The organism is Bacillus sp. PS237 (genome assembly GCF_037963345.1).
Lineage (GTDB): Bacteria > Bacillota > Bacilli > Bacillales > Bacillaceae > Bacillus > Bacillus subtilis.
Genome location: NZ_CP150156.1, coordinates 3,722,190 through 3,743,373 on the forward strand (window position 1 = coordinate 3,722,190; position 21,184 = coordinate 3,743,373).

Genomic DNA, 21,184 nt, shown 5'->3' on the forward strand with positions numbered 1-21,184 from the left:
AGCTGTTAATCTTATTTATGGTACGATAGTGTTTTAGGAGGTTTAAGATGAAATACAATTATACAGTGCTGTTATCAGCATTCACGATGTCCGTTCTTTATTCAGTAATTTATATTCATTCATTTATCATTGCCGCTCTCATCACAATGGCATTTTATTTTCTGTTTCCTTATTTGATCTTCGCACTGCCGCTTCAAATCATGATGAATAAAAAGCCGAAACGTTTCAGCCCTTTGTATCTGCTGTATTACCTTGCCGCTGCTTTTATTGCCAACGCGATCATTTTCGGCATGCTTCAGCCTTCGGGACAATCTCTGTTTCAAAATACAGCCTTTTATCTTTTCGCTGTATTAACAGCTCTTATCTATTGGATATGGGATTCTGTTTTACTGCAAAAAAAGGAAGCCTAAGAGGCTTCCTTTTTTATTAAAACAAAATCGTCAGTAAATAACATAGAATGGAAGGTATCGCCGCAACAAAGAAAGCGGCCGCCATTTTCATGCGAGATGTACGGCCTTCTTTGGTTTCTGAATGGTAGTTTGCCCGCTGATCGCTTCCGCTTACAGCCAAACCCGATGTAATGATCGCGAGCCCCACTAAAACGAGAGACGCAACGCCAAAAATCGCTTCATATGAAAGAGCCTGCGGAAAAATGGTGCCAATCATGCTCTCAATCGCAATGAGCAGGATTCCTGCTGTCAGGGCCTTTTTCATGTTTACATCCCCTTTGCTGGTGTTAAACAGCTTGATCCATTCACTCGCCAGCAAGCTGCTTATTTATTTTTATGAATCAGAGCGCATATGGTTCTGTCTTTTCCATTAATATCTTTCAGCACTTCCACTTCCGCCCCCTTAAACGCCTTGAGGATCAGGTCTTTGACCGCCGCTCCCTGTTTCCAGCCGATTTCAAAAACGACAAATACTTTATCCTTCATAACAAGCGGAATGTCTTCCATAAACCGCTTATAAAATTTCAGCCCGTCTCCGCCATCGGTGAGTGCGTGCAGCGGCTCATGAAAACGGACAATTTCCGATAAATCAGCCATTTCTTCCTCTGAAATATATGGCGGGTTTGAGACAATGATATCCGCTTTTTTTCCCGCCTTAATAAAAGGCTCAAGCAGATCGCCCTGATAAAAGCGCACATTCGCTCCGAGTTTTTCTGCATTGGCAGAGGCGACTTGCAGCGCCTCTTTCGAAATATCGACCGCCGACACAGAAAAGCTTTGGTTTTCAAGCGCAAGCGTGACGGCTATTGCGCCGCTCCCTGTACCAACGTCAACAACTTCGAGCTTGCCGTCTTCAGAAAAAACACTCCGATATTTTTCAAGCAAATGAAAGACAACTTCTTCAGTTTCCGGCCGCGGGATCAGCACATCATCATTCACCATAAATTCCCGTCCATAAAAAAACTCTTTTCCTATAATGTATTGAACCGGCACGCCCTCTTTATGCATCTCAACGTGACGCTTAAAGCGATACAGTTCGTCTTCACCAATCGGTTCCTGTAAGCTTGCGAGCAGCTTGCTTCTCTCCATTCCGGTATCATAAAGCAATAGGAGCTCGGCCGCATTTTCTTCTCTTCCCGCTTCGGTTAAATAAGAAGAAGCCCATTTCAGGGCTTCGAATATCGTCTTCATCTTAACCTTCCGACTGCTGAAGCTTGCTTGCCTGATCTTCAACAATCAGCGCTTCAACCACTTCGTCAAGTTTTCCTTCAAGAATCTGATCAAGCTTTTGAATCGTCAAACCGATTCTGTGATCCGTCACACGGTTTTGCGGGAAGTTGTATGTGCGGATACGTTCAGAGCGGTCACCAGATCCGACTGCTGATTTCCGTGTTTGATCATATTCAGCCTGGGCTTCCTGCTGAAATTTATCATAGATTCTGGCACGGAGAACCTTCATTGCTTTTTCTTTGTTCTTAATTTGAGATTTTTCATCCTGGCATGATACAACAACACCTGTCGGCAAGTGAGTCAGACGAACCGCAGACATTGTTGTGTTAACGCTTTGTCCGCCCGGTCCGCTTGAAGCAAATGTATCGACACGGATATCCTTCTCATGGATGTCGACCTCTACCTCTTCTGCCTCAGGAAGACATGCCACTGTTGCAGTGGATGTATGGATGCGTCCGCCTGATTCTGTTTCCGGAACACGCTGTACGCGGTGGGCGCCGTTTTCATATTTGAGTTTAGAATACGCGCCGCTTCCTGTAATCATAAAGATGATCTCTTTGTAGCCGCCCGTTCCGGTTACATTCGCTTCCATGACCTCTGTTTTCCAGCCCTGAAGCTCAGCATAACGGGAATACATTCTGTACAGATTGCCCGCGAATAAAGCGGCTTCCTCGCCTCCCGCAGCCCCGCGGATCTCCATGATAACGTTTTTGTCGTCATTAGGATCTTTCGGGATCAGGAGCACCTTCAGCCGTTCTGACAGTGTTTCCGTTTCCTTCTGAAGTTCAGAAATCTCTTCCTTCACCATGTCGCGCATCTCAGCATCCAGCTTCTCTTCAAGCATCGCTTTTGCATCAGCCAGCTGTTCTGACGCATCTCTGTATTGTCTATATACGTCAACTGTTTCTTGTATATCAGATTGCTCTTTTGAATATTCTCTTAGCTTTTTCGGATCGTTGACTACTTCTGGATCGCTCAAAAGCTCATTTAATTTCTCGTATCGTTCTTCAATTGATTTTAAACGGTCTAACACGGTCTTCACCTCTGTTTTCCTGTGCGTAACATTCTCATTATAGTATAGTGATTAACCCCAGTCAAAAGCATTTCAATCCCAGCTGGAAAAGCTCCCTCTGCTATACTGGAATTCGAGGAGGGATGATGTTGCTGAAATCCATACATCATATTGCAATCATATGTTCAGATTACGAAAAGTCGAAAGCTTTCTACGTACATAAGCTTGGTTTTCAGGTGATTCAAGAAACGTACCGCGAAGAGCGCGGCTCCTATAAGCTTGATTTGTCGCTTAACGGCTCGTATGTCATTGAGCTGTTCTCGTTTCCCGATCCGCCCGAACGACAAACCCGGCCTGAAGCCGCAGGCCTGCGCCACCTCGCCTTTACAGTCGGCAGCTTGGATAAAGCTGTTCAAGAGCTTCATGAAAAAGGAATCGAAACAGAGCCAATCAGAACAGATCCGCTGACCGGCAAGCGTTTCACCTTCTTTTTTGATCCTGACCAGCTTCCATTAGAACTGTATGAACAATAACAGTTTTTGAAGAAAAAAAGGAGATACCCACTTTCTTTGCCGAATCTTTTCTTGTTTTGTCTAACGGGAAGGGAACCGCATTCTATGGTCGAATACCTAGCTTAAAAGGAGGTATGGGATCATGAATACAAATATGGTAGCAAGTGAACTCGGCGTCTCCGCAAAGACGGTGCAGCGGTGGGTGAAGCAGCTGAATCTTCCGGCCGAACGCAATGAGCTCGGACACTATTCGTTCACGGCAGAAGACGTGAAGGTTCTAAAATCCGTTCAAAAACAAATCTCTGAAGGCACGGCGATTCAGGATATTCATCTGCCGAAAAGCGCTAAAAAGCGCACAGGCTTCCTTGTCCAAAAAACAAGTAGCGACACAGAACGAAGAATCGAGCAGCTTGAACAAAAGCTGGACACCCTTTTACAGCAAAGGCAGGACGAAAGCGAATTGATGGCAAGGATGTCGGAACTGGAACGCCAGCTGAAACAAAAAGCCGATGAAGGTGTATCTTACCAGCTGCTTCAGCACCGCAGAGAAATCGATGATATTCTTGCAGATCTGCAATCACTGACCTCACAAATGAAAGAATTCACCGCTCATTCGATCCCCGAGACTGCTGCTGCTTCTGAAAAAACCAAAACAAGAAAAAAACCGCTGCTGTCACTGTTCAAATTTCAAACCTAAAGCAAAAAGCTCCCTTAAAGGGAGCTTTTTTTGTTACGCAGTAAGCGCGATAATGATTGGAAGTGAAATCAATGACAGAATCGCACTGACCACAAACGCAGTTGCAGTTTCTTCTTCTTGTTTCTCGAAACGAGTCGCAATCATGGCTGCAACGGCAGAACCAGGGAATGCAACAAGAAGGATTGCTTTTGTTGTTTGGTCAGCTGGAAGTCCGATAGCAAGAGCAATCAGGAACATTAACGCAGGCTGAACCGCAACTTTTAGTAACGCAATACCGATAGCCGGCATACTGAGTTTAATTTTACGAATACCAACGGTAACACCAACAGCGAAGAGAGCAACACCAGATGTTGTGCTTCCAAGCTGATCAAGCATTTTAACACCCAGCTCAGGAAGAGTGAAATTGAAAACCAGCACCAAGATCATACTGATTAACGGAGCAGCTGCAAGCGGCTCACAAAGACCATGCAGGATTGATTTTCCTGTCATCTTCCAGAAGCTGTCGCCACTCTCTTCGTTTTTCTTAGAAGACTCACCAACAGTAGCGATAATGATCGCGAGCGGATCAAGAATCGCGTTAACCACGATACCTGTGACCGCGATCGGAATCGCAACTTCATTCGCTCCGAATAAGCTTCCCAATACCGGGATACCCATAAATGCGAATGTCGGCTGTGCAGAGTTCAAAGAAAATACAGATGAGTTCGTTAAATCATACTTGAATATAAATCTGCAAACCAAAAGAATGATGATATAGAAACCAACAATCCCAATAATTAAAGAAATCATTAAAGGTACTTGTGATAAAAATTCACTTCTGGAAGTTGTCAAAATACCAGCGATAAAGTGAGCTGGAAGTGCGTATTTCGTTACTAACGTACTTACCCCTTTTGCCGACTTGGCATCATAACTTCCAAAATGTCCTGCAAACCAACCCAGCACGATAACAAAGAAGATCGGCGCCAGGAGGATTAAGATATCTAAGATGCTCAAAATATTCTCCTCCAAATCCTATGTCCGTATACTTTAGCTTTACAAAAAGCTTTCCCTCGGACAGAAAAATTTACTCGCTAATTATTTCGCGATGACTTTTTTGTATTCAGGTGTCCACATTGCATCAAGTACCGCTTGTTTCACATCTTCAGGCTGACGATTTGCCACGCCGTCTTTAATTGCTGCTTCAGCAACGGCAATCGCAACTTGGATAGAAACCTCTTGAAGCTTATCAATGCTTGGAAGCAATCCTGCTCCAGGTGTTTCAAGATCAACCATTTCAGCAATCGCATCAGCAGTTGCAGCAAACATAGCAGGTGTAATGATACGCGCTTCAGCTACAATTGAACCAAGTCCAAGACCAGGGAACGCGAATGCGTTGTTAGATTGTCCGATTTCATAAGAAACACCGTTGTATTCTACATTGTCAAATGGGCTTCCTGTTGCAATAAGCACTTTTCCGTCAGTCCATTTGAACAGATCTTCAGGAACAGCTTCAGCAAGGTGAGTCGGGTTAGACATCGGCATGATAACCGGACGGTCTACGTGAGATGCCATTTCTTTTACAATTTCCTCTGTGAATGCACCTGAAACCCCTGAAGTACCAATCAAGATTGTTGGTTTCGCTTGACGAACAACTTCATCGAATGGAATTTGACCTTTTTCATCGCGCTTCCAGTCTTTCACTTCATCCGCATTGCGAAGGTAAGGTTTTTGGAAATCAAGGATGCCTTCGATGTCTTCAGTCAGCAAGCCTCTGTAATCAAGTGTGTAGAAACGTTTGTTAGCTTCTTCTTCAGATAATCCGGCTAGCACCATTGTGTCACGGATTTGGTCAGCAATACCGATACCAGCAGAACCAGCACCGAAGATAACAACACGCTGATCTTTAATAGAAGCGCCGGTTTTCTTCATAGCGGCAAGCACACCTGCAAGTGTAATCGCGCCAGTACCTTGAATATCATCATTAAATGTCAGGATTTCATGATTGTATTTTTTCATGATGTTGCGTGCATTTTTGTTGCCAAGGTCTTCCCAGTGAAGAAGCGCTTTAGGGAAGAATTTCAATGCAGCTTTTACATAAGCGTCAATGAAAGCTTCGTAGCGTTCACCTTGAACACGTTCATGCTTGTTACCAATATATAAAGGATCGTTTAGAAGTTTTTCGTTGTTCGTACCGACATCAAGCACAACCGGGATAACACGGCTAGGGTCAATACCAGCTGCAGCAGTGTAGACAGCCAATTTACCGATTGCAATATTAATACCGCCTACACCCCAGTCACCGATACCGAGAATGCTTTCGGAGTCAGTAGCAACGATAAGATCAATATCGCCTGCTGTCGCATGAAGGTTTTCAAACGCTTTTTCAATACCGTCAATGTTATCGATTGACAAGTAGATTCCTTGAGGTCTTCTATATTCATGGCTGTATTCCTGAATCGCTTCACCAACTGTTGGCGTGTACACAACAGGAAGCATTTCGCGAAGATGGTTTTTCAGCAATTTATAGAAAAGAACTTCGTTACGGTTTGCAAGATCACTTAAGTAAACATTTTGACGAAGGCGGTCAGGCTGCGCTTGGAATTGCTCGTACGCGCGTTGTGCTTGTTGATCAAGAGAAAGTACAGTTGGCGGCAGAAGCCCTTCTAAGCCGAGTTCTTGTCTTTCTTCTAGTGAAAAAGCAACGCCTTTATTTAAAGTAGGAATAGATAAAACTTCTTTTCCTCTAAGAGTTGTTTCTAAGTGGCCTTCTTTCGTTTTTTTTATGTTATTCAAGCAAATCTCCTTCTTTCTTGAAATAGTTAACCAAGTTAAGTAATAACCCATCTAAAATATGACCGATCATGATCTTTATGCGACTTTGTGACAATTATTCGAACAATGTCTCAAAACTATTTACATTACGTAAGCTATTGTATGCCTGTCAAAATCAAAATTCAAGAGAAGAAAATTACTTAATTTTTTAATATACTTATTTAAATTTTTTAATTGAATATTATCAGAATATAAAAAAAACACCGGTGTTTTTAGCCGGTGCATTCTATCTTTATACCCATGTTTTGGACTATTTTTTAGATTTACCTGGGACTTCGTGATGATGTCTGCATCTTGCTTCATATGATTCAGCTGCACCAACCAAAATGACCGGATCATCGTAAGAAGCAGGTTTGCCGTCAATGAGGCGCTGTGTTCTGCTCGCCGGTGATCCGCAAACAGAACAGACGGCTTGCAGCTTTGTCACACTTTCCGCAATCGCCATGATATTCGGGACGACACCGAACGGCTCTCCCCTAAAATCCATATCAAGGCCTGCTGCTATCACACGGTAGCCTTTATCGGCAAGAGATGATAAAACCTCAACAATTTCCTGATCAAAAAACTGCACTTCATCAACCGCAACCACATCTGTACTTTCACTGATGTGATCCCAAATGTCCGCAGCAGACGAAATGGCATAGCTCGTCATCGATGTTCCATTATGGGAGACAACAGCAGCTTCGCTGTATCGGTTATCAATTACAGGCTTAAATACCCTGACTTCCTGCTTGGCATAAGTTGCTCTCTTCACTCTTCTGATCAGCTCTTCAGATTTCCCCGAGAACATGCTGCCGCAAATCAGCTCAAGCCACCCGCTTTGTTTCATTATGTACATAGGCTTCGCTCCCCTCTCTCTGCCAGCTGTGTTTTAGACAATATAAAAAACAGGCAAGACTGCTGCTTGCCTGTTGAGAAATCTATTATTACTTAAGACCGTATTTTTTGTTAAAGCGATCAACACGACCATCAGCAGAAGCGAATTTTTGACGGCCAGTGTAGAATGGGTGGCATTCAGAGCAAATCTCAACGCGTACCTCTTCTTTTACTGAGCCTGTTTCAAATTCATTTCCGCAAGCGCATTTAACTGTTGCTTTTTTGAAATTAGGATGAATTCCTGCTTTCATTGTATCCATCTCCTTCCGCCCTGAATCCCGTGTGGAAACAGAGTTATTATTTCGGAGCATTGTCCGAAACGCATATGAGAAAATTATATCAGTGATTTACTTCTTTTGCAAATACAATTTACCTTCTTGCAGATGATAGATTTGCCTGTTTCCATTCTTGATTGAGAATATCGAAAAATTCCTGGTTTGTTTTGGTTTTTTTCATTTTTCTCATGAACTTTTCTGCGAAATCAGGTGAATCAGACATCGTTTTGCGGATAGACCATAAACGATCAAGATGCTCTTTAGGCACAAGCAGCTCTTCTTTGCGCGTTCCTGAACGGCGGATATCGATGGCAGGGAAGATGCGGCGCTCGGCAAGAGAGCGGTCAAGATGGAGCTCCATGTTGCCTGTTCCCTTGAATTCTTCATAAATGACATCATCCATACGTGAACCTGTATCGACCAGAGCCGTAGCAAGGATGGTTAAGCTGCCGCCCTCTTCGATATTTCTCGCAGCCCCAAAGAAGCGTTTCGGACGGTGGAACGCCGCTGGGTCAATCCCCCCGGAAAGCGTTCTTCCACTTGGCGGAATCACTAAGTTGTAGGCGCGGGCAAGACGTGTGATGCTGTCCATCAGGATAATGACGTCTTTTTTGTGTTCCACGAGACGCATCGCACGTTCAAGCACAAGCTCGGCCACTTTGATATGGTTTTCCGGCACTTCATCAAACGTTGAGCTGACGACATCCCCAGCTACAGAGCGCTCGATATCGGTTACTTCCTCAGGTCTTTCGTCAATTAAAAGCACGATCAGCTCTGCTTCAGGCTGGTTCGCTGTAATGCTGTTGGCAATTTCCTTCAGCAACATCGTTTTTCCGGCTTTCGGCGGCGCAACAATCAATCCGCGCTGCCCAAATCCAACCGGCGCCATCATGTCCATAATTCTTGTAGACAAGAAGTTCGGCTTTGTTTCAAGCACCATTTGACGATCCGGATAAAGTGGCGTAAGAGCCGGGAAATGCACACGCTCTTTTGCAGATTCGGGATCATCCCCATTTACTGCTTCAACGTGCAAAAGTCCATAGTAACGCTCATTTTCTTTTGGCGGGCGAACCTTGCCAGATACTTTGTCTCCGTTCCGCAAATCGAAACGGCGGATTTGTGAAGCTGAGATGTAAATGTCTTCTGAGCTTGGAGAGTAGTTGATCGGTCTCAGGAATCCGAAACCTTCAGACTGGATGATCTCGAGAACGCCTTCCATAAACAGCAGATCTTCCTGTTCTGCATTCGCTTTCAGAATGGCGAAAATGAGTTCTTTTTTTGTCAGTTTGCTGTAATAGGAGATTTTATAATGTCTTGCAAGTTCATAAAGCTCTTTCAATTTCATATTTTCCAAAGAGGAAATAGATACGTCTTTCATAAAAACACCACGCTTTTCATAGTCAATATCTTACTCTGAACATGTCATCTGCTGCTTTTGCACAACATCCGCCAAAGCACATTCTTTTTTTAACATAAAGGAACTTCTATCGGTAACACTTCCACCCATGATCGGCGCTTTTGTTAAAAGGATTGTCTTAATGAGTTTTGAAGGAAGCGAGGACAAAAACATGAGAAGATCAATACTTATATCGTCTGTATGCGGTAGAAATTGAAACTTTCCTAGTGCTTAAAAGAAGGTATTACGCAGTAAAATTCGCAGCACTCTTTATTTTTACCTTATTTCAAAAAATTATTCAACTGAAATAAGGTTTTGACACGGAATTGATAGAGTTGACGCTTTTCTGCAAAAGTTAAAGCGGGCTCACACCCGCTTTTTCTGTTTGTTATGGACGGATTACAAGATTTGGTTTCTTTTTCAAGCTGTGTCTGCCGTCAACGAAACGAACAGTGCCCGATTTTGCACGGATAACTAAGCTTTCAGTTGTACCGACAGAGCCTTTGAATTGAACTCCTTTTAACAGCTCGCCGTCAGTAACCCCTGTAGCTGCAAAAATCGCGTCATCACCCTTCACAAGGTCTTCCATGCGAAGCACTTTGCTTAAATCAAGGCCCATTTTGTGACAGCGAGTGATTTCTTCTTCGCTTTGCGGAAGAAGTTTACCAATGATTTCTCCGCCGAGTGCTTTTAGCGCAACAGCGGAAAGCACACCCTCAGGAGCGCCGCCTGATCCGAACAGGATATCAACGCCCGTGTGGTCGAAAGCCGTGTTGATGGCGCCTGCGACATCGCCGTCATTGATCAATTTGATTCTGGCGCCGGCCTCACGAAGCTCGGAAATGATTTTTGCGTGTCTTTCACGGTTTAAAATTGTGGCAACGACGTCCTCAACGTCCTTGTTTTTCGCTTTTGCCACCGCTTTAAGGTTGTCAATGACAGGTGCTTCGATGTCAATGCAGCCCACCGCTTCCGGACCGACTGCGATTTTTTGCATATACATGTCAGGAGCATTCAGAAGCGTGCCATGGTCTGCGACCGCGATAACCGTCAGCGCGTTCCAGCCGCCGCTTGCTAAGATGTTTGTGCCTTCAAGAGGGTCAACTGCGACATCAACGCGAGGGCCGTACCCGTTTCCGAGTTTTTCCCCGATATACAGCATTGGCGCTTCGTCCATTTCCCCTTCACCGATTACAACGGTCCCTTTCATCGGCACTGTATCAAAAACGTCTCTCATTGCACTTGTTGCCGCTTCATCAGCCTCATCTTTTTTTCCCCGGCCCATCCATCTTGCTGATGCCAATGCCGCAGCTTCTGTCACACGTACCAATTCCATTGATAAACTTCTTTCCATTTCAACACGATCTCCTCTCACAAGAAACCATTATGAATTTTGAAGCTGTTCTATTTCTTCGTCAGTCATTCTTTCACGCCAAATTGTCGCTCCAAGCCCCTCAAGCTTCTTCTCAAGGCTGCTGTATCCTCGGTCAATATGCTCCAGTCCCGTAATTTCCGTGACGCCATCAGCCATCAGTCCGGCTACCACCAAGCAGGCTCCGGCACGCAGATCACTCGCCTTCACTTTTGCGCCTTGAAGCTCGACAGGACCTGTGATGATGGCAGATCTGCCTTCTACTTTCATATTGGCACCCATTCGTCTCAGCTCATCAATGTGCTTGAATCTTGCCGAGTAGATGGTGTCTGTGACGACACTCGTCCCTTTCGCCCTTGTCAGGAGCGCCGTCATCGGCTGCTGTAAATCAGTCGGAAACCCCGGGTATACGAGGGTTTTGACGTCAACCGGCTTTAAGTTCTTCTGCCCGCCGACAATGAGGAGCTGGTCGTCGCTTGTTTCGATATGATAGCCCATTTCTCTCAGCTTTGCCGTTAACGACTCAAGATGAGTAGGGATGACGTTATCGATAATGACTTCCTTGCCCATTGCAGCCCCTGCAATCATAAATGTCCCGGCTTCAATTCTGTCCGGAATGATCGTATGCTTGCAGCCGTGCAGTTCCTTCACGCCGTCGATTCGAATCACATTGGTGCCCGCACCTTTGATTTTGGCGCCCATGCTGGTAAGCAATGTCGCGACGTCAATGATCTCAGGCTCCTTGGCAGCGTTTTCGATGATCGTTTTCCCTTCTGCCAAAACAGCGGCGAGCATAATGTTAATCGTTGCCCCAACGCTTACGACATCTAAATAAATCCGTGCGCCTCTCAGCCTTTCAGCTCGCAAATAAATGGCGCCTTGTTCATTGGTTACTTCAGCTCCGAGTGCTTCAAAGCCTTTGATATGCTGATCAATCGGACGGGGCCCTAAGTGACAGCCGCCAGGCAATCCAATGACCGCCTGCTTGAAGCGGCCGAGCATCGCCCCCATTAAATAATATGACGCGCGAAGCTTTTTTACTTTCCCGTTAGGAAGCGGCATGCTGATCATCGACGTAGGGTCAACAACCATTTCCCCATTCTCAAAATGCACGTTGCCGCCGATTTCCTTTAACAGGTCACGCAGCGTTTCAATATCTGAAATCTCTGGAAGCCCTTCAATTGTCACCTCGGAATTTGCCAAAATGGTTGCAGGTATTAACGCAACAGCGCTGTTTTTAGCGCCGCTGATATGTACTGTACCGTTTAACGAGTCACCGCCGGCAATATTCAACTTTTCCATGATAGTCTCCTTCCATAAGAAGATAGCTGCGGAGCTAAATAAAATGTCATTTTATTCTGTCTCTGCAAATAAAGCTCATGTCCAAAATCTAGCCAATTCGAAGAGAAAGAATACAACACATTGTAAAATATCAGGAAGAAAATAGCGAAGCTTTGGGGGGTACAGGTTTCAAAAGATGCACAGAGACCCGCCGGCTCGAGAGACATCGTCGTCATCCGGCAAAAGCAGTACGCATACCCTTCATTCCGATATCAGCTTCTGCAGCCCAATGATTCCTTCTCTGTAAAGCGGCGTCAGCATCTGAAGATCCGCTGTATCAGGTCGGTGAAATACAAAGGCCGCGGCAAACAGGCATAAAGCTGTTTGCCGCCCCTTTCATTATTTGTTCCAGTCTGCCAGGAATTGTTCGATTCCTTTGTCTGTTAACGGGTGTTTAGTGAGCGCATGAATGACTTTCAGCGGCATTGTGCCGATATGAGCCCCTCTAAGAGCAGCTTCTGTCACGTGCTGCGGATGGCGGATTGACGCTGCAATGATTTGCGTGTCAAGGCCGTGAATGTCAAAAATCTGTTTAACTTCTGAAATCAGGTCAAGCCCGTTGTGGCCGATGTCATCTAAACGTCCCAGGAATGGAGATACATATGTTGCCCCCGCTCTGGCAGCAAGAAGCGCCTGGTTGGCATTGAAGATCAATGTAACGTTTGTTTTGATGCCTAAGTCAGTAAGTGCTCTTACCGCTTTTAAACCGTCAGACGTCATTGGGATTTTCACCGTAATGTTCGGAGCGATCTTCGCCAGTTCTTTTCCTTCCTCGATCATTTCCTCAGCTTTCAAAGAAATAACCTCTGCGCTTACAGACCCTTTCACGACGTCTGTGATCTCGCGAAGACGGTCGTGGAATGATACGTTAGCTTCCTTTGCTACTAAACTAGGATTCGTCGTTACACCGGCGAGAATTCCTAATTCATTCGCTTCTCTAATTTCATCGATATTGGCTGTATCAACAAAGAATAACATTTTCAAAAAGCCTCCCTGATTAAGAAATTTTCTGAACTGCGAATATGATTGCGCTTTCTAAAGATAGACGGAAAACCGCCTGTCAAGCTGTCAGGCGGCTATAAAAAGTTCCAATTGAATTAAGCTTGGTTTGAAGAACCAAATTCACGCATTTTACCGATAACTGTTTCTTTGATCGCTTCACGAGCTGGTCCAAGGTATTTACGTGGATCGTACTCGTCAGGCTTAGCTGCCAATGTTTCGCGAACAGCTTTTGCAGAAGAAATTTGGTTTTCAGTATTCACGTTGATTTTAGCTGTACCAAGTGAAATTGATTTTTTGATGTCAGCAGTCGGAATTCCAGTACCGCCGTGAAGAACTAGCGGAAGGCCAGTTGATTTTCCGATCTCTTCCATTTCTTTGAAGCCAAGGTTTGGCTCACCTTTGTAAGGGCCGTGAACAGAACCTAATGCAGGTGCAAGGCAGTCGATGCCAGTGCGCTCAACAAGCTCTTGGCACTCTTTAGGATCAGCGTAGATTACGCCTTCAGCGATAACGTCATCTTCTTGTCCGCCTACTGTTCCAAGCTCAGCTTCTACAGATACTCCGTGGAAATGAGCAAGCTCAACAACTTTAGCAGTTGTTGCTACGTTTTCTTCAAATGGATGGTGAGAAGCGTCGATCATTACAGATGTGAAACCTGCATGAATCGCTTTCGCACAAGATTCAAAGCTTGAACCGTGGTCTAAGTGAATCGCAACAGGAACTGTCACTTTGTACTCTTCCATAAGTGCTTTTACCATAGCAACGACTGTTTTGAAGCCGCCCATGTAGCGTCCCGCACCTTCGGAAACACCAAGGATCACTGGAGATTTTTCTTCTTCAGCTGCTTGTAAAATCGCTTGAGTAAACTCAAGGTTGTTTAAGTTAAATTGTCCTACAGCGTACCCTTTTTCTTTAGCTGTATTCAACATTTCCGTCATAGAAACTAAAGGCATGTCGAATGTCCTCCTTATGTAGCCTGATTGTCTTCTAGCGAAAAAAGCTTTCCACCCTAGCATGACCCATATATTGCTGTCATATGTAAATACTCAGATCGCTTTTTCTCCATAACTAGGATACCAACTTTTCGACAAATCGGCAACATAATGACATGATTCATTTGTTTCTTCTTTTTGTCAGTTAGACTTCAGGGGCAGATATTTTTTGACGGCGTCTCTGATTTCGTCGATGTCAAACGGCTTGGCAAAGTGCGTCAGAGCGCCCAATTCCTTCGATTCCTGGATCATGTCGAGCTCTCCGTATGCCGTCATGATAATGACCCGGATGTTTTCGTCAATGACCTTCATCCGTTTTAAGATTTCGATTCCGTCCATGCCGGGAATTTTCATGTCCAACAGCACAAGGTCGGGCCGTTCTTTTGTCACAATGTCAAGCGCCTGCAGGCCGTTCGCAGCCTGAAACGTCTGGTAGCCTTCTTTATTGAACACTTCATTTAGCAAAATACGAATGCCGTATTGATCATCAACGATTAAAATTTTTTCATTCATCATTTTACACCCCAATATTATGATTTTCGTCAAAAGTAAGCAGTATTGTATGTATTCTGTTTGATTTTCCTATTTCCTTTAATTATAATAGTCTACTTTACGACATTTTCTGAGCATTTTCTCTTTTGTTGTATACTGATATTGTACGTTATAAAGGAGGATTCACTTATGTTGAAAATATTCACGACGCAGTTAACAGGTATTTTTTCCCGCATTCAGGATAAGGAATCTGACGCGATTGAAGATGGGGCGCGGCTGCTTGCTCAAGCGGTGATCAGCGGGCATTCCATTTATTTATACGGAGCGAATGAGCTTCAGGGCGTCTTTTATGAGGCCACCGAAAGCAAAGAACCCTTCCCATCTGTCAAAGCCTTTCCAGAAAACGCTGAGGAAGTGACAGAAAGCGACAGGGTGCTGATGTTTTGCTCAGGGACGGGCACAGCCGAAGAACAGGAGCTCGCAAAAGAGCTTTATGAAAAAGGTGCGGGAGTCGTATGCGTATCGCCCGCAGCCAAAGACAGTGCGGGAATAGAACAGTATTGTGATGTGCATATTGATTCTAAATTAAAAATGCCGCTTGTTCCCGATGAAGACGGCACCCGTTACGGGTTTCCCTCTTTAATGACAGCACTGTATGTCTATCACGCTTTATCGTTTACACTAAAAGAAATTCTGCAAGAGTATGCATAATATCTTATTGTACATGCTGGAACTTGCCGGAAACAAATAAAAAAGACTTGCCCGCTTTTGACAAACGGCAAGTCTTTTTTATTACTTCTGATTTGCAGCTTCGACAGACGCTCCGATAAAGCCTTTGAATAGAGGCTGAGGTCTTGTCGGTCTTGACTTGAACTCTGGGTGGAACTGAGAAGCCACGAACCAAGGGTGGTCTTTCAGCTCGATGATTTCAACAAGGCGTCCATCAGGGCTTGTGCCTGAGAATACGAAGCCTTGCTCTTCCATTTGCTGTCTGAATTCATTGTTAAACTCATAGCGGTGGCGGTGGCGCTCGTACACCACTTCATCCTGATACACTTCAAAGGCTTTCGTGCCTTCTTCAAGCTTACAAGGGTAAAGGCCGAGACGAAGCGTTCCCCCAAGATCCTCAACATCCTTTTGTTCAGGAAGAAGATCAATGATCGGGTATTGAGTTGACGGATCAATTTCCGCTGAGTGAGCGCCTTTTAAGCCCAATACGTTTCGTGCGTATTCAATAGACGCCACCTGCATGCCCAAGCAAATGCCCAAGAACGGAATGTTGTTTTCGCGCGCGTATTTTGTCGCGACGATTTTCCCTTCAACACCGCGGTCTCCGAATCCGCCCGGCACAATGATGCCGTCTGTTCCGCTTGTGAGTTCTGCGATATTGTTTTCTGTCACTTCTTCCGCGTTGATCCACTTCACTTTTACATCTGTGTCAAACGCATAGCCCGCATGGCGGAGAGACTCGACAACAGAAATGTATGCGTCAGGAAGCTCAACGTATTTGCCGACAAGGCCGATTGTAATCGTTTGAGACAGGTTGCTGACTTTGTTAACAAGCTCTTTCCACTCGGACATTTCCGCTTCTTTGCATGCCAATTTCATGTGCTCGCAAACAAGCTTATCAAGCCCTTGTTTTTGAAGCTCCAGCGGAATGGAGTAAAGGTTGTCCGCATCTTCACATTCAATAACCGCTTTTGTATCGATGTCGCAGAAAAGCGCGATTTTATCTTTCATATCTTGAGAAATCGGCATTTCTGTACGAACGACGATGATGTTTGGCTGAATGCCCAAGCTGCGCAATTCTTTTACGCTGTGCTGTGTCGGTTTTGTTTTTAATTCGCCAGCAGCTTTAATGTAAGGCACGAGCGTACAGTGGATGTACATTACGTTTTCACGGCCGATGTCGCTCTTCATTTGGCGGATCGCTTCAAGGAATGGCAGTGATTCGATGTCTCCGACAGTACCGCCGATTTCTGTAATGACAACATCTGCGTTTGTCTCTTTCCCTGCGCGGTAAACACGGTCTTTCAATTCGTTTGTGATGTGCGGAATGACCTGTACGGTTCCTCCAAGGTAATCTCCGCGGCGTTCTTTTTTAAGAACTGTTGAATAGATTTTACCTGTTGTCACGTTGCTGAATTTATTCAGGTTAATGTCGATAAAACGCTCATAGTGACCAAGGTCCAAGTCTGTTTCAGCGCCGTCATCCGTTACGAATACTTCACCGTGCTGGTACGGGCTCATTGTTCCCGGGTCAACGTTGATGTATGGATCGAATTTTTGAATCGTCACGTTCAGTCCGCGGTTTTTCAGCAAACGCCCTAATGAAGCTGCTACAATACCCTTTCCAAGTGAGGATACAACTCCCCCGGTTACAAAAATATATTTCGTCATTTCGTTTGCTCCTCTCTTCGCTCTTAGCTACATTTTTAAAATGTACTATTTTATAAAAAATCATTTAGCCTTTTAAATGATTTATAAGAAAAATGAGGGGTGAAAATAAGAAAGCTCCCTTTCAATTTCTTGAAAGGGAGCATAACGTACTATGTTCTCTCTTCGTTTTTGAAGAGCCCAAAATACATACTACATAGTTCGACTATGAAAGTCAAGATCGTTTTGAAGATGAAATCTGATACTATTTAATTTCCTCTTCTTCATCATCATAGTCTTCATCATCTTCATCAATAATATCTTCTTCGATCTCAAGATCATCGTCGTCTTCATCAAGATCTTCTTCGTCAAAATCGTCGGCTTCAAGATCGAGTTCTTCCTCAACTTCATCCAAATCAAGGTCGTCTTCGTCGATCTCTTCAAACTCGTCAAGATCAAGATCTTCTTCGACTGCTTTCTTCGCTTTTTTCTTTTTCGCCTTGACTGTCGGCTGAGTTTCTTCATCAAGCTGATCATAAGGATACCAGCTGCGAAGCCCCCACGTCTGGTCAGAAAGCGCCAGGAAGCGGCCGTCAATGTTTAAATCTGTATAAAATTGAGCAATGCGGTCTCCAAGCTCTTCTTTTTTCACGCCGAGCAAAGATGCGATTTCATTTAAAAGCTCCTGAAAAGGAACTGGTTTTTTATGTTCTTCAAATAATTCGTGAGCGATTTCAACTAAAGCCATTTCCTTTAGCTCTTCCTGTGAATATTGTTTGATACCCAAGGTCGGACACTCCCTTTCTATTACTTATATGTATCTGTTTTATCAATAATGAAAGCGATTTTGTATCGTTCTTATACAAACCATACCTCTCATTATAAACAAAATAAAACAGAATATGCTACCCTTAACAGCGTTAATTTAAATAATTTTACAAGAGTGATCCGACTGAGAGATGTTTTCCGTTAATCCGCGAGCATTCTGGAGATGACCAGTCTTTGAATTTCTTGAGTGCCTTCATAGATTTGCGTGATTTTTGCATCACGCATATAGCGTTCTACCGGATAATCTTTTGTATAGCCGTAGCCGCCGAAAATCTGCACGGCTTCGGTCGTTACCTTCATCGCCGTATCCCCAGCCATCAGTTTGGACATGGCGGAAGCTTTTCCATATGGAAGGCCCGATGATTCTAACCATGCAGCCTGATAGGTCAGTAGCCTTGAAGCTTCTATCATTGTCGCCATATCCGCGAGTTTAAAAGCGATGCCCTGCTGCTCGGCGATCGATTTTCCGAATTGCTTTCGCTCTTTTGCATATTGAAGCGCCGCATCAAGCGCTCCTTGGGCGATGCCTACAGCTTGTGCAGCTATGCCGTTTCTGCCTCCGTCAAGCGTCTTCATCGCGATTTTGAAGCCTTCTCCTTCTTCTCCGAGACGCTTTGATGCGGGCACTACACAATCTTCGAACATGATTTCCGTTGTCGGTGAAGAACGGATGCCCAGCTTCTTTTCTTTCTTGCCTGTAAAAAATCCTTCAAAATCCTTTTCTACTATAAAAGCGGTAACGCCTTTTTTCTTTTTCTCGGGATCGGTGACGGCAAAAACAATGTAAATATCAGCAACGCCGCCGTTTGTGATAAACACTTTGGAACCATTTAACACATAGTCATCGCCGATTCGTTCAGCAGTTGTTTTCATGCTGCCGGCGTCAGAGCCAGACCCTGCTTCGGTCAAAGCGAATGCGCCGATTTTCTCTCCGAGAGCCAGCTGTGTTAAGTACTCTGTCTTCTGTTCCTCTGTCCCAAAGGCAAACAGCGGCCAGCTGCAAAGAGAGATATGGGCGGAAAGCGTCACACCGGTGGAGGCGCACACTTTTGACAGCTCTTCCACCGCGATGACGTAGGCTAAATAGTCACTTCCAATTCCGCCGTAATCTTCAGGCCATGGAATTCCCGTCAGGCCCAGATTTGCCATTTCCCGAAACAGCTCGCGATCGAAGCGTTCTTGTTCGTCCCGTTCAGCCGCTGTCGGGGCCACCTCATGCTTCGCAAAATCGCGCACCAATTTTCGTATCATCTCATGTTCTTCTGATAATGAAAAATTCATTGCTTCTCCCCCATTTTCAGATCAGCGCCTAAAACGGATTGAGCCAGAAGCTCGACGACGTCGTACGTTTTGACTTGGTCTTCGGCTTCCTTCGCCTTTGTGCCGTCCCCAAGCATCGTGAGACAATACGGACAGCCAGAACTGATCACCGATGGGTTGACTGCGAGCGCTTGCTCTGTCCTGGCGACGTTAATCCTGTTGCCTGTTTCTTCCTCCATCCACATTAATCCCCCGCCGGCTCCGCAGCACATGCCGGTTTCCCGGCTTCTCTCCATTTCAACAAGCTGCACGCCCGGAATGGCTTTCAAAATCTCTCTCGGCGGATCATAGACTTCATTGTACCGGCCCAAATAGCACGAATCATGGAAGGTAATCGTCTCATGAAGCGGGTGCTGCGGTCTTAATTTTCCGTTTTTCACAAGCTCGGCCAGCACTTCTGTATGATGATAAACCTCGCCTTCAAATCCGAAATCCGGATATTCGTTTTTAAATAAATTGTATGCATGGGGATCGATCGTAACGATTTTTTTGACATCATTTTTTTCAAATTCAGAAATATTCTTCTCAGCCAGCTCTTGGAACAAAAATTCATTTCCGAGGCGGCGCGGCGTGTCTCCTGAATTTTTTTCTTTATTGCCGAGAATCGCGAAGGACACGCCCGCGTGATTGAGCAGCTTGGCAAAGGAAATTGCGATTTTCTGGCTTCTGTTGTCGTAAGACCCCATGGAGCCTACCCAGAAAAGGTACTCAAATTCTTTTCCTTCTTTTTTCATTTCTTTTACAGTCGGAATCTCAGCATCCGGCGCCTCGTCACGCCAATTTTCACGTTCCTTGCGGTTGAGTCCCCACGGATTCCCTTGCCGCTCAATACTTGTCATTGCGCGCTGGGCGTCACTGTCCATTTTTCCTTCTGTCAGTACGAGGTAGCGGCGGAGGTCGATGATTTTATCCACGTGCTCATTCATGACCGGGCATTGATCCTCACAGTTCCGGCAAGTGGTGCATGCCCAAATTTCTTCCTCTGTGATGACGTCGCCGATCAAGCTTGGATTGTAATCAAGCGCCGCTGCGGCTTCCTGCGATCCGCTGCCCGCTGACGCCGCAGCCAGCTGATTGCCTCTCGTATGCCGAAACGCTGCTGCGGGCACCCATGGGGAGCGCGAGGTGACGGCAGCGCCTTTTTCCGTGAGATGGTCTCTGAGACGCAAAATCAAGTCCATCGGAGAAAGCATTTTTCCGGTGCCTGTTGCAGGACACATATTGGTACAGCGGCCGCACTCGACACACGCGTATAGATCAAGCAGCTGAGACTGTCTGAAATCCTCAATTTTTCCCGCTCCGTAGCTTTCTTTCGTTTCGTCGGTAAAATCAATTTTTTCAAGTTTTCCGGCAGATTCCATTCGATTGAAAAAGACGTTTGCCGGGCCGGCGATTAAATGGGCATGCTTTGACTGAGGCACGTACACTAAAAAGCTAAGCAAGAATAGGAGATGGATCCACCATGCGATATAGAAAATCACCGCCGCGCCTGTTTTCCCGACACCGCTAAGCATAAACGCAATACCTGAGGCAATTGGCTCGCTCCAAGAAAGCCCATGCTCATGCCAAATCAGATTCATCCCGTTCCCAAGCAGAACGGTCAGCATTAATCCTCCGATAAAAATGAGAACGAGTCCGGCTTTGAAACCGCGTTTCAGCCTCACGAGCTTTTCGATATAACGTCTGTAGAATGCCCACCCAACAGCAATTAAAATGAGAAACGTAACAATTTCCTGAAAAAAGGTGAAGGCGGGATAGACCGGGCCAAGCGACAGATTCCGGCCGGGAGCCAGTCCTTTGATGATAAAGTCAATTGCTCCGAACTGAACCAATATAAATCCGTAGAAAAACATGACGTGAATGATTCCGCTTTTCTTGTCCTTGAGCAGTTTTTTCTGTCCGAATACATTCACCCATATGGCGTGAAGCCGTTCCTTGAACCGTTGATCAAATTGTTCTTTCTGGCCGAGCTTGATGTAGGCCAGTCTCGTTTTGACCAAGTAAACAAACAAATAGACAGCGTAAGCGGTTACAATCAGAAATAATAATGCATTTGCGATGAGAAAGCCGCTCATTCCAATTCCCCCTTTTTACTGATAAAGACCGCGATCCCCTACCCCCGAATCTGTATAAGATTATCTTTATGATAAATAATGAATGAGTGTTCAGTCAATAATTAAATTCCTGCTGTTCGGGCACACTA

The 21,184-nt window shown here is 45.0% G+C and carries 22 protein-coding genes; 4 read left to right on the top strand and 18 right to left on the bottom strand.

Annotation, left to right across the window (positions count from 1 at the left end):
* Positions 1–47 precede the first annotated feature (47 nt).
* The gene (locus tag NST22_RS19345; RefSeq protein WP_003227651.1) at positions 48–410 is read left to right on the top strand and encodes a UPF0715 family protein; all 363 of its coding nucleotides are present in this window, start codon (positions 48–50) and stop codon (positions 408–410) included.
* A gap of 16 nt (positions 411–426) precedes the next feature.
* Here NST22_RS19345 and NST22_RS19350 read toward each other — a convergent pair whose 3' ends face one another.
* The 3 genes from NST22_RS19350 to prfA are packed head-to-tail and all read right to left on the bottom strand — an operon-like array spanning position 427 to position 2,712.
* Complete coding sequence (locus tag NST22_RS19350) at positions 427–714, bottom strand: DUF5316 family protein (protein ID WP_003244050.1); 288 nt, start codon at positions 712–714, stop codon at positions 427–429.
* A 59-nt stretch (positions 715–773) separates the two neighbouring features.
* Positions 774–1,640 carry a peptide chain release factor N(5)-glutamine methyltransferase gene (gene prmC / locus NST22_RS19355; protein WP_003227647.1) on the bottom strand — a complete coding sequence of 289 codons (867 nt, stop codon included), beginning with the start codon at positions 1,638–1,640 and terminating at the stop codon, positions 774–776.
* A gap of 1 nt (position 1,641) precedes the next feature.
* Positions 1,642–2,712 (bottom strand): peptide chain release factor 1, encoded by a 1,071-nt coding sequence (prfA, locus tag NST22_RS19360; RefSeq protein WP_003227645.1) that lies wholly within the window; start codon positions 2,710–2,712, stop codon positions 1,642–1,644.
* 125 nt (positions 2,713–2,837) lie between these two features.
* Between prfA and NST22_RS19365 the strand changes: the two genes are divergently transcribed.
* Both NST22_RS19365 and racA read left to right on the top strand, forming a co-directional pair.
* The gene (locus tag NST22_RS19365; RefSeq protein ID WP_003227644.1) at positions 2,838–3,224 is read left to right on the top strand and encodes a VOC family protein; all 387 of its coding nucleotides are present in this window, start codon (positions 2,838–2,840) and stop codon (positions 3,222–3,224) included.
* 121 nt (positions 3,225–3,345) lie between these two features.
* A complete protein-coding gene (gene racA, locus NST22_RS19370; RefSeq protein ID WP_003227642.1) occupies positions 3,346–3,900 on the top strand; it encodes a chromosome-anchoring protein RacA in 555 nt (184 codons plus the stop codon).
* A gap of 33 nt (positions 3,901–3,933) precedes the next feature.
* Here racA and NST22_RS19375 read toward each other — a convergent pair whose 3' ends face one another.
* From NST22_RS19375 to spo0F, 11 genes are all read right to left on the bottom strand, one after another.
* A complete protein-coding gene (locus tag NST22_RS19375) occupies positions 3,934–4,893 on the bottom strand; it encodes an AEC family transporter (protein WP_003242497.1) in 960 nt (319 codons plus the stop codon).
* Between the two features lie 81 nt (positions 4,894–4,974).
* Positions 4,975–6,672: an oxaloacetate-decarboxylating malate dehydrogenase gene (gene malS / locus NST22_RS19380; protein WP_003244309.1), complete on the bottom strand. Its 1,698-nt coding sequence runs from the start codon at positions 6,670–6,672 to the stop codon at positions 4,975–4,977.
* A 289-nt stretch (positions 6,673–6,961) separates the two neighbouring features.
* A complete protein-coding gene (locus NST22_RS19385; protein ID WP_003243018.1) occupies positions 6,962–7,549 on the bottom strand; it encodes a thymidine kinase in 588 nt (195 codons plus the stop codon).
* 88 nt (positions 7,550–7,637) lie between these two features.
* Positions 7,638–7,838 (bottom strand): 50S ribosomal protein L31, encoded by a 201-nt coding sequence (gene rpmE, locus NST22_RS19390; protein WP_003151132.1) that lies wholly within the window; start codon positions 7,836–7,838, stop codon positions 7,638–7,640.
* Between the two features lie 118 nt (positions 7,839–7,956).
* Positions 7,957–9,240, bottom strand: a complete 1,284-nt coding sequence (gene rho / locus NST22_RS19395; RefSeq protein ID WP_003221939.1) for a transcription termination factor Rho — start codon at positions 9,238–9,240, stop codon at positions 7,957–7,959.
* A 30-nt stretch (positions 9,241–9,270) separates the two neighbouring features.
* Positions 9,271–9,432: a hypothetical protein gene (locus NST22_RS19400; RefSeq protein WP_003227632.1), complete on the bottom strand. Its 162-nt coding sequence runs from the start codon at positions 9,430–9,432 to the stop codon at positions 9,271–9,273.
* Positions 9,433–9,646: 214 nt separating this feature from the next.
* Entirely contained in the window at positions 9,647–10,612 is a 966-nt protein-coding gene (gene glpX / locus NST22_RS19405; protein WP_003242962.1) for a class II fructose-bisphosphatase, read from the bottom strand.
* A gap of 30 nt (positions 10,613–10,642) precedes the next feature.
* Positions 10,643–11,932: a UDP-N-acetylglucosamine 1-carboxyvinyltransferase gene (locus tag NST22_RS19410; protein ID WP_003227628.1), complete on the bottom strand. Its 1,290-nt coding sequence runs from the start codon at positions 11,930–11,932 to the stop codon at positions 10,643–10,645.
* A gap of 378 nt (positions 11,933–12,310) precedes the next feature.
* A complete protein-coding gene (fsa, locus tag NST22_RS19415; protein ID WP_003227626.1) occupies positions 12,311–12,949 on the bottom strand; it encodes a fructose-6-phosphate aldolase in 639 nt (212 codons plus the stop codon).
* Between the two features lie 119 nt (positions 12,950–13,068).
* The gene (locus tag NST22_RS19420; RefSeq protein ID WP_003243339.1) at positions 13,069–13,926 is read right to left on the bottom strand and encodes a class II fructose-bisphosphate aldolase; all 858 of its coding nucleotides are present in this window, start codon (positions 13,924–13,926) and stop codon (positions 13,069–13,071) included.
* A 180-nt stretch (positions 13,927–14,106) separates the two neighbouring features.
* The gene (gene spo0F, locus NST22_RS19425) at positions 14,107–14,481 is read right to left on the bottom strand and encodes a sporulation initiation phosphotransferase Spo0F (RefSeq protein ID WP_003227621.1); all 375 of its coding nucleotides are present in this window, start codon (positions 14,479–14,481) and stop codon (positions 14,107–14,109) included.
* Between the two features lie 165 nt (positions 14,482–14,646).
* Here spo0F and NST22_RS19430 point away from each other — a divergent pair, with 165 nt between their 5' ends.
* On the top strand, positions 14,647–15,168 hold the full coding sequence (locus tag NST22_RS19430) for a DUF2529 domain-containing protein (protein WP_003242809.1): 522 nt from the start codon (positions 14,647–14,649) through the stop codon (positions 15,166–15,168).
* An 81-nt stretch (positions 15,169–15,249) separates the two neighbouring features.
* On the opposite strand, the gene pyrG is transcribed toward NST22_RS19430, so the two are convergent.
* From pyrG to NST22_RS19450, 4 genes are all read right to left on the bottom strand, one after another.
* Positions 15,250–16,857, bottom strand: a complete 1,608-nt coding sequence (gene pyrG, locus NST22_RS19435; RefSeq protein ID WP_003227612.1) for a CTP synthase (glutamine hydrolyzing) — start codon at positions 16,855–16,857, stop codon at positions 15,250–15,252.
* A 241-nt stretch (positions 16,858–17,098) separates the two neighbouring features.
* Positions 17,099–17,620 (bottom strand): DNA-directed RNA polymerase subunit delta, encoded by a 522-nt coding sequence (gene rpoE, locus NST22_RS19440; RefSeq protein WP_003243661.1) that lies wholly within the window; start codon positions 17,618–17,620, stop codon positions 17,099–17,101.
* 182 nt (positions 17,621–17,802) lie between these two features.
* The gene (gene acdA / locus NST22_RS19445; protein ID WP_003242719.1) at positions 17,803–18,942 is read right to left on the bottom strand and encodes an acyl-CoA dehydrogenase AcdA; all 1,140 of its coding nucleotides are present in this window, start codon (positions 18,940–18,942) and stop codon (positions 17,803–17,805) included.
* On the bottom strand, positions 18,939–21,056 hold the full coding sequence (locus NST22_RS19450; protein ID WP_003244084.1) for a heterodisulfide reductase-related iron-sulfur binding cluster: 2,118 nt from the start codon (positions 21,054–21,056) through the stop codon (positions 18,939–18,941). The genes acdA and NST22_RS19450 overlap by 4 nt, the downstream gene beginning before the upstream one ends.
* Between the last annotated feature and the right edge of the window lie 128 nt (positions 21,057–21,184).

Excerpts from the sequence above, each read along its gene's own strand:
- NST22_RS19345 (WP_003227651.1), top strand. The coding sequence starts at position 48 with ATGAAATACAATTATACAGTGCTGTTATCAGCATTCACGATGTCCGTT.
- NST22_RS19350 (WP_003244050.1), bottom strand. The coding sequence starts at position 714 with ATGAAAAAGGCCCTGACAGCAGGAATCCTGCTCATTGCGATTGAGAGC.
- prmC (WP_003227647.1), bottom strand. The coding sequence starts at position 1,640 with ATGAAGACGATATTCGAAGCCCTGAAATGGGCTTCTTCTTATTTAACC.
- NST22_RS19365 (WP_003227644.1), top strand. The coding sequence starts at position 2,838 with ATGTTGCTGAAATCCATACATCATATTGCAATCATATGTTCAGATTAC.
- racA (WP_003227642.1), top strand. The coding sequence starts at position 3,346 with ATGAATACAAATATGGTAGCAAGTGAACTCGGCGTCTCCGCAAAGACG.
- NST22_RS19385 (WP_003243018.1), bottom strand. The coding sequence starts at position 7,549 with ATGTACATAATGAAACAAAGCGGGTGGCTTGAGCTGATTTGCGGCAGC.
- rpmE (WP_003151132.1), bottom strand. The coding sequence starts at position 7,838 with ATGAAAGCAGGAATTCATCCTAATTTCAAAAAAGCAACAGTTAAATGC.
- rho (WP_003221939.1), bottom strand. The coding sequence starts at position 9,240 with ATGAAAGACGTATCTATTTCCTCTTTGGAAAATATGAAATTGAAAGAG.
- NST22_RS19400 (WP_003227632.1), bottom strand. The coding sequence starts at position 9,432 with ATGTTTTTGTCCTCGCTTCCTTCAAAACTCATTAAGACAATCCTTTTA.
- glpX (WP_003242962.1), bottom strand. The coding sequence starts at position 10,612 with ATGGAAAGAAGTTTATCAATGGAATTGGTACGTGTGACAGAAGCTGCG.
- NST22_RS19410 (WP_003227628.1), bottom strand. The coding sequence starts at position 11,932 with ATGGAAAAGTTGAATATTGCCGGCGGTGACTCGTTAAACGGTACAGTA.
- fsa (WP_003227626.1), bottom strand. The coding sequence starts at position 12,949 with ATGTTATTCTTTGTTGATACAGCCAATATCGATGAAATTAGAGAAGCG.
- NST22_RS19420 (WP_003243339.1), bottom strand. The coding sequence starts at position 13,926 with ATGCCTTTAGTTTCTATGACGGAAATGTTGAATACAGCTAAAGAAAAA.
- spo0F (WP_003227621.1), bottom strand. The coding sequence starts at position 14,481 with ATGATGAATGAAAAAATTTTAATCGTTGATGATCAATACGGCATTCGT.
- NST22_RS19430 (WP_003242809.1), top strand. The coding sequence starts at position 14,647 with ATGTTGAAAATATTCACGACGCAGTTAACAGGTATTTTTTCCCGCATT.
- pyrG (WP_003227612.1), bottom strand. The coding sequence starts at position 16,857 with ATGACGAAATATATTTTTGTAACCGGGGGAGTTGTATCCTCACTTGGA.
- acdA (WP_003242719.1), bottom strand. The coding sequence starts at position 18,942 with ATGAATTTTTCATTATCAGAAGAACATGAGATGATACGAAAATTGGTG.
- NST22_RS19450 (WP_003244084.1), bottom strand. The coding sequence starts at position 21,056 with ATGAGCGGCTTTCTCATCGCAAATGCATTATTATTTCTGATTGTAACC.